15 protein-coding genes and 2 other annotated features are annotated in these 14048 nt (G+C 38.4%); of the genes, 5 read left to right on the forward strand and 10 right to left on the reverse strand.

All coding sequences use genetic code 11. The features are described from left to right. The first annotated feature begins 212 nt into the window (after positions 1-212). The 4 genes from MHI39_RS20545 to MHI39_RS20560 all read left to right on the forward strand — a co-directional run bounded on the left by MHI39_RS20545 (position 213) and on the right by MHI39_RS20560 (position 2466). On the forward strand, positions 213-341 hold the full coding sequence (locus tag MHI39_RS20545; protein WP_071977658.1) for a YfhE family protein: 129 nt from the start codon (positions 213-215) through the stop codon (positions 339-341). Between the two features lie 78 nt (positions 342-419). Continuing rightward, positions 420-605: a YfhD family protein gene (locus tag MHI39_RS20550; protein WP_071977657.1), complete on the forward strand. Its 186-nt coding sequence runs from the start codon at positions 420-422 to the stop codon at positions 603-605. A gap of 423 nt (positions 606-1028) precedes the next feature. Further along, complete coding sequence (locus MHI39_RS20555) at positions 1029-2291, forward strand: helix-turn-helix transcriptional regulator (RefSeq protein ID WP_280619085.1); 1263 nt, start codon at positions 1029-1031, stop codon at positions 2289-2291. Between the two features lie 13 nt (positions 2292-2304). Next, positions 2305-2466 (forward strand): hypothetical protein, encoded by a 162-nt coding sequence (locus MHI39_RS20560; RefSeq protein WP_280619083.1) that lies wholly within the window; start codon positions 2305-2307, stop codon positions 2464-2466. A 146-nt stretch (positions 2467-2612) separates the two neighbouring features. Here MHI39_RS20560 and trpA read toward each other — a convergent pair whose 3' ends face one another. The 7 genes from trpA to trpE are packed head-to-tail and all read right to left on the reverse strand — an operon-like array spanning position 2613 to position 9057. Beyond that, positions 2613-3410, reverse strand: coding sequence for a tryptophan synthase subunit alpha (gene trpA, locus MHI39_RS20565; protein WP_278892217.1), 798 nt, complete (start codon positions 3408-3410; stop codon positions 2613-2615). A 2-nt stretch (positions 3411-3412) separates the two neighbouring features. Then, positions 3413-4609 carry a tryptophan synthase subunit beta gene (gene trpB / locus MHI39_RS20570; protein WP_278892218.1) on the reverse strand — a complete coding sequence of 399 codons (1197 nt, stop codon included), beginning with the start codon at positions 4607-4609 and terminating at the stop codon, positions 3413-3415. Beyond that, the gene (locus MHI39_RS20575; protein WP_342541472.1) at positions 4584-5225 is read right to left on the reverse strand and encodes a phosphoribosylanthranilate isomerase; all 642 of its coding nucleotides are present in this window, start codon (positions 5223-5225) and stop codon (positions 4584-4586) included. Before MHI39_RS20575 ends, trpB begins: the two co-directional genes overlap by 26 nt. A gap of 59 nt (positions 5226-5284) precedes the next feature. Then, on the reverse strand, positions 5285-6058 hold the full coding sequence (trpC, locus tag MHI39_RS20580; protein WP_058005678.1) for an indole-3-glycerol phosphate synthase TrpC: 774 nt from the start codon (positions 6056-6058) through the stop codon (positions 5285-5287). Beyond that, positions 6059-7084 carry an anthranilate phosphoribosyltransferase gene (trpD, locus tag MHI39_RS20585; protein WP_278892221.1) on the reverse strand — a complete coding sequence of 342 codons (1026 nt, stop codon included), beginning with the start codon at positions 7082-7084 and terminating at the stop codon, positions 6059-6061. Next, the gene (locus tag MHI39_RS20590) at positions 7068-7667 is read right to left on the reverse strand and encodes an aminodeoxychorismate/anthranilate synthase component II (RefSeq protein WP_278892223.1); all 600 of its coding nucleotides are present in this window, start codon (positions 7665-7667) and stop codon (positions 7068-7070) included. Before MHI39_RS20590 ends, trpD begins: the two co-directional genes overlap by 17 nt. Next, complete coding sequence (gene trpE / locus MHI39_RS20595) at positions 7642-9057, reverse strand: anthranilate synthase component I (protein ID WP_342540088.1); 1416 nt, start codon at positions 9055-9057, stop codon at positions 7642-7644. Before trpE ends, MHI39_RS20590 begins: the two co-directional genes overlap by 26 nt. A gap of 116 nt (positions 9058-9173) precedes the next feature. Further along, positions 9174-9425: a binding site (T-box leader), on the reverse strand. A 42-nt stretch (positions 9426-9467) separates the two neighbouring features. Next, positions 9468-9721: a binding site (T-box leader), on the reverse strand. A gap of 358 nt (positions 9722-10079) precedes the next feature. On the opposite strand from trpE, the gene MHI39_RS20600 reads away from it, so the two are divergent. Beyond that, positions 10080-10232, forward strand: a complete 153-nt coding sequence (locus MHI39_RS20600) for a hypothetical protein (protein ID WP_169792998.1) — start codon at positions 10080-10082, stop codon at positions 10230-10232. A gap of 94 nt (positions 10233-10326) precedes the next feature. Here the strand turns inward: MHI39_RS20600 and MHI39_RS20605 are convergent, their stop codons facing one another. The 3 genes from MHI39_RS20605 to MHI39_RS20615 form a co-directional block, all read right to left on the reverse strand. Next, the gene (locus MHI39_RS20605) at positions 10327-11295 is read right to left on the reverse strand and encodes a sugar phosphate isomerase/epimerase (RefSeq protein WP_058005682.1); all 969 of its coding nucleotides are present in this window, start codon (positions 11293-11295) and stop codon (positions 10327-10329) included. Positions 11296-11348: 53 nt separating this feature from the next. Continuing rightward, on the reverse strand, positions 11349-12377 hold the full coding sequence (locus MHI39_RS20610; RefSeq protein ID WP_058005683.1) for a Gfo/Idh/MocA family oxidoreductase: 1029 nt from the start codon (positions 12375-12377) through the stop codon (positions 11349-11351). 85 nt (positions 12378-12462) lie between these two features. After that, complete coding sequence (locus MHI39_RS20615; RefSeq protein ID WP_278892225.1) at positions 12463-14031, reverse strand: alpha-amylase family glycosyl hydrolase; 1569 nt, start codon at positions 14029-14031, stop codon at positions 12463-12465. Positions 14032-14048: the final 17 nt, after the last annotated feature.

The following is a 14048-nucleotide window of genomic DNA, read 5'->3' on the forward strand; positions in this document are numbered from 1 at the left end:
CTCTTTATTTGAATTCCATCTCATTTTACCATTCTATTCCGTATGTTTGCCATGATTAAGGTAATACTGTATAGAAAAGCACAGCGCCTTGTTGAGTAGGAAATCAGCTTTATTGATTTTCTCGGAAGTCCTATTAAGGGTAAAGGCACTGGAGCTAGTCAGAAATGCCATGTTCAACATTCTTAAAAAGATCAGTGAAAGGGTGAAATGAGATGTCGAAAGATAAACGTGTTAAAACAAAAAGTAATTTATCGAGTATGCAAGCCATTAACTATGCCCATGAATTTAAAATTGCCGATCGTGCAGGTGGATATATCCAAGACAGACAAAAAAATTCTTGATAAAACCAAAGAATTTTACACAATCTATAGAAACGGAAAACATTCCGTACAATTTTATATTTGAAGGGGGCACTAAAAATGGGTAGAGCACATAAGCAAAAAACACGTGACAAAAATAAAGCAAAACTTCCCCAAGTTCCTAAAAATTTAAAATATGACGGTAAAGACGTAGAGTTTTCCGAAGAACTAGCTGACCAAAACGATCGAGAAGCACAAGCTCGATCCCAAGCAGCCGAAAAACGAGCAAAAAACAAAAAAATGTAAAAAGCAGGGGCCTCCCCTGCTTTTCCTATGGGGGTCAGACCCCCACTAAGAAAACCCTGATAAAATCAACCTTTTCCATAAAAGAACTAGCGTTGTGGGGTCAGACCCCCTAGTTTTCCACAACTCTACTAATTTTGTGTATAGTTTTTTAAAACCCCCTTCAAATCAATAGATTACCCCTCTTAAATGTTGTGGATAAGGCTGTTAATAACTTATGTGGATAAGCTGTCAAACTTGTGGAATTCCTTTTAGAACCTTTATTTAATCGTATTTAATATGTGTATATCATTGTGGATATTTTTTTAAACGAAAATAATTTTCCATAAGTTAGTTTCTTGAAATATTTACAAAAATCTTACATAATAGACAAAACGATACTGAATTTTCAAAATTAAAATAATGTATTAGCTAGGAGTCTTTATTATGCATATTGGGACAAGAATTCGATTTTATCGTCTTTTAAGAGGACTTAGTCCTGAGGAATTATCTGATGGCATTACCGCACTATCGTATCTAGCATCTATTGAAAATAATGGTCATACACCTCCTATCGAAATGCTAAGTCAATTATGTGACCGGCTTGAAATTCCATTTATGACGTATCCGAACGAAGAATTAACTCAGCTCTTGAATAAATGGAAACCTTCTTTATTACAAAATGATCAAGAGGAATCCTCTGCCATTTTCGAGAAAATTTCAAGCAAACTTTCTGATAGTGTGGACTTCCAACTTATTCTAACCTATCATGTATACTTAATCAGATATTACCTAATACAAAAACAGCTTGAAAAAGCAAAAGAATTAATCGAAATGGTTAAACCTTTTCACTTTGAAATGGCTGATGACTTAAAATTCTCATTTCAAAAATTCCACGGAAACTATCTCTACTACACAAATCAATTCGCTGAGGCAGCTAGTCTATTTAATAATGCAAAAAATTACTTATTTGCGATTGATGCAAATTTACTTGATGAAAAAGCCGACCTATATTATATGTATGGACTGACCCTTGGTCGAATCAACAAAAACACATTATCGGTTTTCTACATTGAAGAAGCATTATCACTTTTTCAACAAACCTATCAAATGAAGCGCTGTACAGATTGTCATATGCTACTTGGAGTGGTTTATAGTAAAATGCAAGAATATAGCGATTCTGAACATCATTACACGATTGCCAAACAGTTAGCAAAATCTATTAGCTATACAGATTTAATCGATAAAATTGAACATAATTTAGGATTGTTAAAATCTCGTCAAGGTAAATCAAAGGAGGCGATTACACATTATCTGAATAGTTATGAAGAATTAGATAAACAGAAAACAAATGACCAACTCCAAATAATTATTAACATCATCAATGAATACTATAAGATTGGCTTTATTCACGAGGTAAATATTTGGCTGGATCATGGTTTTTCCCTCATTGAGTCCATTGATCAACAAAAAGAGCACTATATTGAATTAACCTTTTTCCAGTATATTGTAAGGGGCTACCCTGAAGGCTTCGAGGATTTTATATTGAATATAGCGATTCCTTATTTCGAAGAAAGAAAGCAGAATCAATCCATTATCGTTTATTCAAAAAAACTCGGAGAATATTACCAGAAGAAAAAGAGATTTAAGGAGGCTGCGCTCTCTTTCGCTAAGGCAAATTCCGTCTATGAAAAAATTTTAGAACTTTAAGGAGGGTTTTCTTTTGAAAAAAAGAATGACGCTAGTTAAATGGATTTTTATCGTTCTAATCATAGTAGCAGTAGTGGTACCGAATACTGTGGAACTTTTCCACCCTGTTGATCATGCAATTGGGGATTTTTGGCCACCTATCAATCTACCAAAGGGAATTATAGATAAACTATAGTACTAAAAGGCTCTTTTCATAACCAATCATCTTTTAACCAATAAAAATAGGTTAAAGATCGACGAGTTTTTCACTGAGAAAAAAGCCTACTATAAAGAGGGGGAACGAATCATAGTTCCCCCCTCTTCTTACATAAAAACGATCGTCTAATTTTTCAAGATTAAAGATGTTTTTTTAGCAGCGTCTATCAGTTTTTTTATACTGTCTCGATCGTTCTTCTGCAGAAGCTCAATGATTCTACTACCGACAACGACACCGTCGCAATATTGTCCTAGCTCTACGACATGCTCAGGAGTAGAAACACCAAATCCAGCTAAAACAGGAGCACCTGATAGTTCCTTTAATTCTTTTAAATAGGAACCAATATTTTCACTATAAGAGGCCCTTGCCCCCGTTATACCAGTTACTGTTACAGCGTATAAAAAGCCTTGGGTTCCACTCGCAATTTCCTTCGCCCTTTCTTTTGAACTCGTTAATGCTGCTAGACGGATTAAGGCGATTTGATGATCCTTCAAGGAATCTGCTAGAATTTCCTCCTCTTCCATCGGTAAATCCGGAATAATCACACCATCGACACCTGCATGCTCACATTCTCTTGCAAACTCTTTTATCCCAAATACATAAATAGGATTCATATAGGTCATAATCACAATCGGAATAGTCCTGGTGCTTTTATTTAATTTCAGCTGCTCAAGAACCGCTTGCAAGGTTGTTCCTACCTTTAATGCGCGAATACCTGCCTCCTGAATAGTTGGCCCATCAGCAACCGGATCGGAAAATGGAATGCCTAATTCTAAGGCAGTTGCCCCACTTTCTTCAAAAAAATCAATTTGTTCATTTAGTTTTTCAAGCCCTCCATCACCTGCCATAATATATGGAACAAATGCCTTATCCCCTTTTTCAAGAACAGTTTGAAACGCTTGATTTAATTTTTCAATGCCCATTCTTACAGCCCTCCTTTAATTTTTTTAATGGTTTCTACATCTTTATCCCCTCTGCCGGAAAGACAGATGACAAGTGTTTCATCAGCAGACATTTCTTTAGCTAATTTAGTTGCATAGGCGACAGCATGCGAGCTTTCTAATGCTGGAATGATCCCTTCTGTTTTTGTTAAAAGCTCAAACGCTTCTAATGCTTCTACATCGGTAATTGCTGTATAGTGCACCCTGCCTAATTCCTTCAAATAGCTATGTTCAGGTCCTACACCTGGATAATCCAGACCGGCTGAAATGGAGTGGGCTTCTTGAATTTGTCCATGATCATCCTGCAATAAATACGTCATCGTTCCATGGAGTACCCCGATCTTCCCATCTGTTAATGTTGCCGCGTGTTTTCCCGTATCGACGCCTGATCCTCCTGCTTCTACGCCATAAAGCTTGACATCGGAATCATTAACAAACGGGTAGAACATTCCGATTGAATTACTGCCCCCTCCAATACAAGCCACTACTGCATCAGGAAGTTTTCCTGTTTGTTCTTGTATTTGTCTACGTGTTTCACTTCCTATGACACTTTGAAAGTCACGAACAATTTTCGGAAATGGATGGGGTCCAACAACAGAACCTAGTATATAATGGGTATCCTCAACATGTGTGACCCAGTATCTTAATGCCTCATTGACCGCATCCTTTAATGTTCCGCTCCCTTGCTCGACACTTCTTACTTCTGCACCTAATAGTTCCATGCGGAACACATTTAATTTTTGTCTTTGAATATCTTCAGCACCCATGAATACTACACATTCAAGTCCAAGCAAGGCACAGGCAGTTGCCGTTGCAACCCCATGCTGACCGGCACCCGTTTCTGCCACTACCTTCTTCTTTCCCATCCGTTGTGTTAAAAGAGCCTGACCAATCGCATTATTGATTTTATGTGCACCTGTATGATTCAAATCTTCTCGTTTTAAGTAAATGTTTGGACCACCTAATTGTTTTGATAAATTTTCAGCATAGTACAATGGTGTTTCCCGACCAATGTACTGCTTAAAATAATAATCAACTTGTTGCAAAAATTGCGGATCCTTTATTGCCTCTTCATAAGCCGTCTCCAGCTCCAATACAGCTGGCATCAATGTTTCCGGAACAAATCTGCCACCAAACATTCCGAAATGTCCTTTTTCATTTGGTTGTGTATATGTTGTCATTTCCTTCACTCTCCTTTAAGTATTGAAACGCTCGTTTTGCTTCCTCTATAAATGACCGAATTTTCTCTGGATCCTTTTCCCCATTGGTTTCCACACCACTAGAGACATCGAGCAATGCGGGGTTTACGATTGCGATCGCCTCCGCAACATTTTCTTCATTCAATCCCCCTGCAAGAATCAATTGATCCTTATTAAGCGGAGTGTGATGAAGTTTTTCCCAGTTAAAAGGGAGTCCTGTTCCTCCCCGGTACCGTCCACTCGGACTATCTATTAAATAGTAATCGCATGGAAAACTTTCTATTTCAACTATTCGATCAATAGAGAATGCCTTGATAATCGGACGATTAAGGGTCATCGCATCTTCCGGTGTTTCATCTCCATGTAATTGGATGAAATCGAGTCCAACATATTCAGCGATTTCAGTCATCTTCTCGGCATCCTCATTGACAAAAACGCCTACTTTTTTTACATCTGACGGGATATGATCGGCTATTTGCTTGGCTTGGCTCGGAGAAATTCTTCGCTTACTATCCGCAAAGACAAAGCCGATCAAATCGGCACCTGCTTCTACAGCACTCATTGCCGCATCCAAGCTTTTAATTCCACAAATCTTCACCTGCAAAGTCAGTTGCCTCCTTTTATTTAAGATAGTTTTCGTATAGAGGAAATCCTAAATCAAAGCGGAATTTGTAATTGCTGAAAAGTAGTAGATAAATCCGGGCTACTCATTAATGTTTCACCAACAAGAATTCCTTTCGCTCCTGCCTTTTTCATCCGTTCTACATCCTGCTTATTTTTTATTCCACTCTCACCAATGATTAGTACCTCATCTCGGTCGATTCGTTTTGCCAATCGTTCAGTTACAGCCAAATCAACCGCAAATGTTTTTAAGTTCCTATTGTTAATACCAATAATATTGGCACCAATTTGCAGGGCTGTTTCTAATTCCTCTTCATTATGGACTTCGACTAAAACATCTAAATGTAAGGACTTCGCATAGCGATATAACTCCTCTAACCTTTGCTTGGATAAAGCAGCGACAATCAGCAAAATAATATTGGCACCAAATTCCTTGGCACGGTCGATTTGGATCAAATCAATCATAAAATCCTTGCACAATATAGGTAAATCGACGACCTCTCTAATTGCCTGTAAATCATTCATCGATCCTTTAAAAAAACTTCCATCAGTCAATACAGAAATAGCATTCGCCCCTAGTTCCTGATATTGTTTTGCCTGTGCAATGGGATCGACATCGATGTTAATATTTCCTTTTGAGGGAGATGCCCTTTTGATTTCTGCAATGATATTCATTTGCTTTCCACTTCGAAAGGAATCATAGATGGATGCAACGGATTTCTGGCTGATCCTTTCGTTTTTTTGATAGTACTTTTTTAAAAAGCTAACTTCCTTTTCCTTCTCAAAAATAATTTCATCTAGAATCGTCATCTACATCACTTCCTCCTTCGCTCTTTGGCTATAATCAATAAGATAGTTTAATTTTTTCAAGGCTGCTCCTGAATCAATACTCTCTCTTGCAAGGGCTATTCCTTCTTGCACCGTTTGAGCTAATCCATTGGCAAAAATCGCAAGTCCTGCATTGAAAATAACCGTATCCCTGTAGGCTCCCTTTTCTCCATTTAATACACTCATGAGGATAGATGCATTTTCAACAGAACTGCCACCGCGAATTTCACTATTTTCATAATGTGGCAAGCCGACATCCTCTGGCTTCAATGTAAAAGGAATAATATCTCCATGATCTAAAAGAACCAAGTGATTTTCTCCTGATAATGAGGCTTCATCCATATAGCCTGCACCATTAAGGATAAGGGCTCTTTTTCTTCCTAAACGATGAAGAACGCTTGCCATCATCTCTAACATGTCACGACGGTAGATGCCTAATAACTGGGTATCCAAATCGACTGGATTCGTTAATGGCCCAATTAGATTGAATACTGTTGGGATTTTTAAATCCTTGCGTATTTTCATAATCCGCTTTAAGCTCGGATGAAGATTGGGGGCAAATAAAAAGGCAATCCCGTTTTCTTCAAGAATCTCTTTAATTTGTTCTGCTCGGAAATTTAACGAAATTCCTAAGCTTTCCAAAACGTCGGCACTCCCTGTACGACTAGAAACACTGCGATTCCCGTGTTTGGCAATTTTTATCCCTGCACCTGCAATAACAAAGGCAGAGGTAGTGCTAATATTAAAGCTTTGTGAGCCATCCCCACCTGTACCACAATTGTCCATCACATGATCGATATCAAGCTGAATTTTCAACGATTTATCTCTTATCACTTGAACGAGTCCGGCGATTTCCTCAGCGGTTTCTCCCTTTACCTTCAGCGTCGCTAAAAAGGCTCCCATTTCACTATCGGAAATAGCTTCATCAAGTAAATAGTTTGCGGCATTTGTCATCTCCTCAAAGGATAAGCTCTGATGATCCATCATCTTTTCAAGATATGCTTTCATATGAATGCTCCTTTCTGATTTCGACTAAAAAGTTTTTGATCATTTCTTTCCCTGCTTTTGTTCCAATCGATTCTGGATGGAATTGGATGCCATATAAAGGGAAGATAGTATGCTTAATGGCCATAATTTCTTGATCATCCATTGATGTAGCTAAAATATCTAGCTGTCCTGGTAAACTTGCTTTTTCAATCACCAATGAGTGATACCTCATCACCTCAAGTGGCTGGGTCATATATTGAAAGATTCCTTCACCTGTATGAAGAATTCTCGATGTTTTTCCATGCTTAATTTCCCTTGCCTGAACAATCCTTGCACCGAAGGCAGCACCGATTGCCTGATGTCCTAAACAAACACCTAAAATAGGGATTTGTTGATGCAATTTCTTAATGACATCCATACAAATACCGGCTTGATCGGGTACCCCAGGTCCAGGAGAAAGAATGATCGCTTTCGGCTGCATATCCCTAATTTCTTCGACAGTGATTCGATCATTTCGAAAAACCTCTACTGTTTCCCCGAGCTCCAATAAATATTGATAAAGGTTATACGTAAATGAATCATAATTGTCTAGCAAGATAATCATGATTATTCACCTCCAAAAGTGATTTCGCCTTATTCAGCGTCTCTTCATATTCCTTTTCTGGATCAGAATCATAAACGATGCCCGCACCTGCCTGTAAAATGGCCTTTCCATTTTTAATCACTAATGTGCGGATCGCTAGGGCAAAGTCAAGATCCCCATTCACGTTGATATAGCCGATCGCCCCTGCGTACACGCCTCGCTTTCTTTTTTCTAAATCATTGATGATTTGCATCGCGCGAATTTTCGGTGCCCCAGATACCGTTCCTGCTGGTAAACAGGCAATCAATGCATCAATCCCAGAAAACTCTGCCCTCATCGTTCCTTTAACCTCGGAAACAATATGCATCACATGCTGATATCTCTCGACTATCATATATTTGGGAATCGAAATACTTCCTGGTTCACAAATTTTCCCGATATCATTTCGACTTAAATCCACGAGCATCTGATGTTCTGCTAGCTCCTTTTCATCGCTTAACAATTCATTTTCTAATGTTTGATCATGAGCCTTCGTATTCCCTCTTGGCCGAGTTCCCGCAATCGGATTGGTAATTAATTGCTTTCCCTTTGTTTTGATTAGGCTTTCCGGCGAGGCACCAAGAACCACATAATCTTCAAAATCGAGATAAAACATATATGGCGATGGATTCGCATTGCGTAGCTTGCGATAAAATTGAAAAGAATCATGGTCAATATTTCCGATCATTCTTTGCGAAAGAACCAGTTGAAAAATATCTCCTTGAAGAATATGTTCCTTCGCCACCTCAACTAATTTCATAAATTCCGCTTTTTTCATTAATGGGGTAAACGATACATTCGATGCCTCTAGCTTCAAAGCTTTTTCTGAATGTGACTCCGTAATGAAAGCTTTTAAGTCAGTGATGCTTTTTACCAGCTCCTGATCTGTTCTACTTTCATACAGATTTAAAGCAATCATCGAAATCGTTTGTGCCAGATGATCAAACACAAGAATATCTTGATAAAACATAAAATGGATATCCGGCATTTCTACCTCATCATTGATCACTTCTCCAATGTTTTCATACTCTCGAATGGCATCATAGCCGATATAGCCAACTGCTCCCCCGATAAATGGGATATTCAGTATGGATAATTCTTCTCCCGGAATATACTTTTTTAATAACTCAAGCGGTTTTCCCGTCTCCTCCTTCATAACTTCCTTTTGCTGATTGATAATCGCAACTTGACTCCCTCTTGCAATAAACTCCATATATGGATTCATCCCAATAAATGAGTACCGACCATTCTCTTCGTGCTTTAATGAGCTTTCCAATAAAAATTTCTTTCTCCCCTGAATGCGATTGAACACAGCAATGGGAGTAAGGGTATCCGCGTTTATATGTTCGATCTTATAACCTGTAATCTTCATCACTATTCCTCCTATAAGAAAAATTCATAAAGCTGTTAGACGCTGAAACTAGACATACTCGGTCACTTTTTGAAATAAAAAAAATCGCCCTCTATAAACACAAGAAATCTGTGTTTATAGAGGACGATTCTCATCGTGGTGCCACCTCTTTTCGAAGGGAAATTCTGATCCCTTCCTCGTGATCAGGTACGGGATACTCACGATCCGATACCCTATCCTGTTAACGGTGGAAGCCGTGTTTCCCTACTTCATTTTCAAGAAACCTCTCATAAGTCCATTCCGTTTCACCCCTCGTACTGGATTCACACCTGCACCAGCTCTCTGTAACGATTTAAATGAAACGTACTCCTCTTATTCAACGATTTTTTTATTTATTTTATTGTTATAAAAATACAAAAGGGTCCCTCATCCAAAAGGACGAGGAACCCGTGGTACCACCTTTATTAGCTGACAAACAGCTCACTTTGACAATATCGAGCTTGAAATTCAAGCTTAATATCCGTCTCTTGTAACGATAAGACATTCGCCAAAGCCTACTGCTCCATTAGATTTTCGGTTTGGAAGCTCAGAAGTCCATTCATTTACATGTTCTCACTGGTTCTCACCAACCACCAGCTCTCTAATAGAGTTCATATAAATTACTACTCTTCGTCAACGCCGTTTATTTAAATTTATTGTTTATTATATTATTACGGTTGTTTTTATATGTCAAGGAATTTTTATAAATTTTTTTACCACCCAGGAAATATTGAAAAACAGCATTGTTCATCGCTTATCATGTTGAAAGGCAGGTGGCGAGAGCTTCTGATGATCCCTGAATGTTTCACTCGAATGATCGAAATTTTTGGTAAAAATTTCGCATATGAAGGACATTTCATCTTCTTTTTGAAAAACTGTCTTTCACTAATATAGATGTTTAGTCATATGTTATCTTCCATAACCATTTACAATATTTTTTTTAATAATAATCCCTTCATAAGAGAAGAATACAGGCAAATTCATTCATAAGGGTGGTGATTCAAATGTCAGTAGAAGAAATTACTTCAAAAAAAGCGCATGAAAAAAAAGAACTGTACGGGCTAGAACCTGAGATGAGCCTACAAAATGTAAATTTCGCCTCAAGAGAAAACTCCTATCTCAATGAACATTATCAGGAGGACGAAGAGGATGAATAAAACACGCTTTCCTATGGCACCAATACAAGCCAAAATGCCTTAGAAAAGCGCATAAAAAAAGGATTTGTATGAGGGGGTCTGACCCCCTCCTTCACTATACCCACCACATATTGGCTGGTGTTTCTTCAATTAGTACGGCTTTGAGATTAGTTACTGCACGTGTAAATCCTTCTTCAATAGACATAATCGGGTCTTCATGCTCAATGCTTACGACATGGTCATAGCCATATGTGCGCAGGGCACTTATGATATTGGACCATTCATGCAAGCTGTGCCCACAACCAACGGAGCGGAAAGACCATGCTCTGGTTCTTACTTCATCATAAGGCTGCATATCGGTCAGACCATACATATTCACATGATCCTGATCAATATATGTATCCTTCGCATGGAAATGATGGATCGCATTTTCTTTTGCCAGTATTTTAATCGCACCTACGGGATCAATTCCTTGCCACCAAAGATGACTTGGGTCTAGATTGGCTCCGATGGCATCACAGGTCGCCTCACGTAATTTAAGTAACGTATAAGGAGTATGAACTAAAAACCCACCGTGTAGTTCAAGACCAATTTTTACTTGATGATCCTTTGCAAACTGTCCCATCTCCTTCCAATAAGGAATAAGCTTTTCCTCCCATTGCCATTTTAGAACTTCTGAAAATTCATTCGGCCATGGCGCGATAGGCCAGTTCGGATATATTGCTCCTTCATGATCGCCTGCTGTTCCAGAAAACGCATTGACTACGGGAACACCCATAAGCGATGCTAATTGGATGGTTTTTTTGAGATCCTCATGACTCTGTTGGGCGAATTCTTTATTCGGTGAAATAGGATTTCCGTGACAACTAAATGCACTAATTTCTAATCCTCTTGATTTCAGCTCATGTAAATAGACCTCTCTCTTCCCTTCATTTTCAAGCAATTCATCCACTTTACAATGGGCATCTCCTGGATAGCCCCCTGTGCCAATTTCAACCGCTTTTAAGCCGGCATCCTTCACATAATCCAGCATATCGGTAAAGCTCTTTTCAGCAAATAATACAGTAAACACACCAAGTTTCATGAATAATCTCCACACTTTCTATAATTAAATTGAGTATTTTTTAATCCTCTAACCTACTCTATTGATACGATTTTCTTCGTTTCATATGATTCGAGAGATGCCAATATCACATTTAATGATTTCATCCCTTCATATCCATCAATTGGCACTTCCTTATCCTCGACAATACAATTTATAAATTGGTCAATGACATGGGAATTATGTTGTCCACCATTTTCATTTGACTGAATTTCACCTAGCTTATGCTTATCTGTTTTTCCATTTTTATATTGAACGATTAATGAATAGTCTGGATCATCCTCTAATCGAAGAACAGCCTTTTCACCATAAATAATCGTCGAATTGTCTTCCTTTGCGACATAGGACCAGCTTGCAGCAAGTGTTCCGATGATTCCCGTTTCCGTCTTCAAAATACAGACCGCATTGTCATCCACAGTGGAATCCTGCTTTGAACTTGTCTCTACAAAGGCAGCTACCTCTACGATTTCTTCGTTAAGTAGATAACGCAGTAAATCCGTTTTATGAACGCCTAAATCTCCCATAGCTCCAATAAAGGCTTTCTCTTTCTGAAAGAACCAACTATCCGCCCCATCAACACTCCAGCCTTCTGGACCACCATGTCCAAAGGCCGTTCTAAAGCTATATATTTTTCCGATTTCCCCTGAATCGATGATTTTTTTCGCTTGGACATGTGATTCAACAAATCTTTGATTATGGGCAATCATTAGTTTTCGATTGTTTCTTTCATCTGCCTCGATCATGGCTAATGCCTCTTCCTTCGAAGTAGCCATTGGTTTTTCACAAAGAACATGCTTCCCTGCATTCAGTGCTGCAATGGTAATTGGCGCATGTAAGTAGTTGGGGGTACAAACGCTTACTGCCTCAATATTCGAATCCGAGAGTAATTCCTTATAATCCGTATAAACGTTTGCATTATACTTCCTTCCTTTTTCCTTCGCTCGCTCCTCCACACTATCGCAAACAGCCACGATTTCGACATGATCATTCAACATATATTCTGGTAAATGGCGATGTGTAGCAATGCTCCCACAACCAATAATCCCAACCTTTACTTTTCTCAATTTCGCTTCCTCCCTTTTATGTTCACATTTATCTAATGCTCATTAGGAAATGTTTAAATCAAGCTTCAACTTTCCTAAAAGCCCTTTATATTTCTTTTTCAAAGATGATTGTCGAATAAGGGGCTAATATCAGCTTCTGGTCCTGCTTTTCATATGATTGACTAGAAAAATAAACATCCTTCCACTCTTTCGGAATCGTAATCGTCATTTTCTTGCTTGTTATATTATGAAGAACCAATAGGGATTCATCTTCATTCATACGTTCAAAGGAGACTAATCCTTGTTTGCGAACATCGGATCCCTTGATTTCTCCAGCTAATAAAGCGGATCGTCCTTTTCGAACAGAAATCATCGTTTTATAGTGGTTATATAGAGAATTCTTATCACTTTTTTGTACAGAAACAGCCAGTTGTTTTGCATTTTTACTATATTTTCGCTTGATCCATGTCGTATTCAATGAATCATCCTTAATTTCAGACCATATCATCGGTTCACGAATGTTTTCATCCGGTTTTTTTCCTTCTAACCCTATCTCTTCTCCATAGTAAACGTACGGATTTCCAGGCAATGTGAATAACAATGAAGCAGCCATTTTTGCTTGATCTTGATTTCCAGCCACCTCACTCATGACCCGATTCATATCATGATTCGTAATAAAAATGCTATCTACAAATTCATTTGATACATTTTGAAAATATGCCCTCGTTCTTTCAAGGCTAGAAGCAATCCCTGCATCCTTTTCCTGTTTCACCGATGATAGAATTTTCGATGACAAATCAAAATTAAATCCTGAATCCAACCCATGAAGATAGGTTCCTACAATGGCTGGGGTATCCCATATCTCGCCTACTAAAAATGAATCAGATTTAGCCTTTTGGGTAGATTGTTTAAATTCCTCCCATAATGCCGCATTTTTATCATGGTGATCCTTCACTTGATGCGAACTAAATAAATATTTCGCTGCATCTAAACGAAATCCATCTACATCAACCTCTTTTAACCAGAAGCTACCGATTTTTTTCATTTCCTCCATTACCGCAGGGTTATGATAATTTAAATCAGGCATCCCGTCCCAAAATATCCCTTCATACTTCGACTCCGATTCTCCGTGCCAAATTTTTTGATTCCAATCTCCCAGCTCATTCGTATTTGTCTGTTCATCACTCCACACATAGAAATCTCGATAAACTGGATCACCGGTTAAGGCCTTTTGAAACCACGGATGCTTATTTGATGTATGATTCATGACTAAATCCATCACTATTTTTATATCCCTTTTATGGGCCTCTTCCACTAACCTTTTCATATCCGCTAATGTGCCATAGTCTTGATTTACATCATAATAATCAGTCACATCATATCCATGGTAACTAGGGGATGGTTGAATAGGCATGAGCCAAATGCCGCCAATCCCTAATTCCTTTAAATAGTCCAACTGCTGTGTGACACCATTTAAATCCCCTATTCCATCCCCATTACTATCAGCAAAGGAGCGAACAAAAATCTCATAGAACACACGATGTTTCGAATCCTTAACGACATTTTGATCGATTGACCAGGACATTTTCTTGCTCTCTTTATTCGAGGTGACCTGCGAATCACAACCCGCTACGAGTAAAAACAAGAATAGTAATCCTATTCGTATTTTTTTCATGAGAACCTCCCAACTAG

The sequence above is a fragment of the Heyndrickxia sp. FSL K6-6286 genome (genome assembly GCF_038630395.1).
Classification (GTDB): domain Bacteria; phylum Bacillota; class Bacilli; order Bacillales; family Bacillaceae_C; genus Heyndrickxia; species Heyndrickxia oleronia.

Excerpts from the sequence above, each read along its gene's own strand:
- trpC (WP_058005678.1), bottom strand. The coding sequence starts at position 6,058 with ATGACGATTCTAGATGAAATTATTTTTGAGAAGGAAAAGGAAGTTAGC.
- MHI39_RS20555 (WP_280619085.1), top strand. The coding sequence starts at position 1,029 with ATGCATATTGGGACAAGAATTCGATTTTATCGTCTTTTAAGAGGACTT.
- MHI39_RS20605 (WP_058005682.1), bottom strand. The coding sequence starts at position 11,295 with ATGAAACTTGGTGTGTTTACTGTATTATTTGCTGAAAAGAGCTTTACC.
- trpD (WP_278892221.1), bottom strand. The coding sequence starts at position 7,084 with ATGAAAGCATATCTTGAAAAGATGATGGATCATCAGAGCTTATCCTTT.
- MHI39_RS20600 (WP_169792998.1), top strand. The coding sequence starts at position 10,080 with ATGTCAGTAGAAGAAATTACTTCAAAAAAAGCGCATGAAAAAAAAGAA.
- trpA (WP_278892217.1), bottom strand. The coding sequence starts at position 3,410 with ATGGGCATTGAAAAATTAAATCAAGCGTTTCAAACTGTTCTTGAAAAA.
- MHI39_RS20590 (WP_278892223.1), bottom strand. The coding sequence starts at position 7,667 with ATGATTATCTTGCTAGACAATTATGATTCATTTACGTATAACCTTTAT.
- trpE (WP_342540088.1), bottom strand. The coding sequence starts at position 9,057 with ATGAAGATTACAGGTTATAAGATCGAACATATAAACGCGGATACCCTT.
- MHI39_RS20545 (WP_071977658.1), top strand. The coding sequence starts at position 213 with ATGTCGAAAGATAAACGTGTTAAAACAAAAAGTAATTTATCGAGTATG.
- trpB (WP_278892218.1), bottom strand. The coding sequence starts at position 4,609 with ATGACAACATATACACAACCAAATGAAAAAGGACATTTCGGAATGTTT.
- MHI39_RS20550 (WP_071977657.1), top strand. The coding sequence starts at position 420 with ATGGGTAGAGCACATAAGCAAAAAACACGTGACAAAAATAAAGCAAAA.
- MHI39_RS20615 (WP_278892225.1), bottom strand. The coding sequence starts at position 14,031 with ATGAAAAAAATACGAATAGGATTACTATTCTTGTTTTTACTCGTAGCG.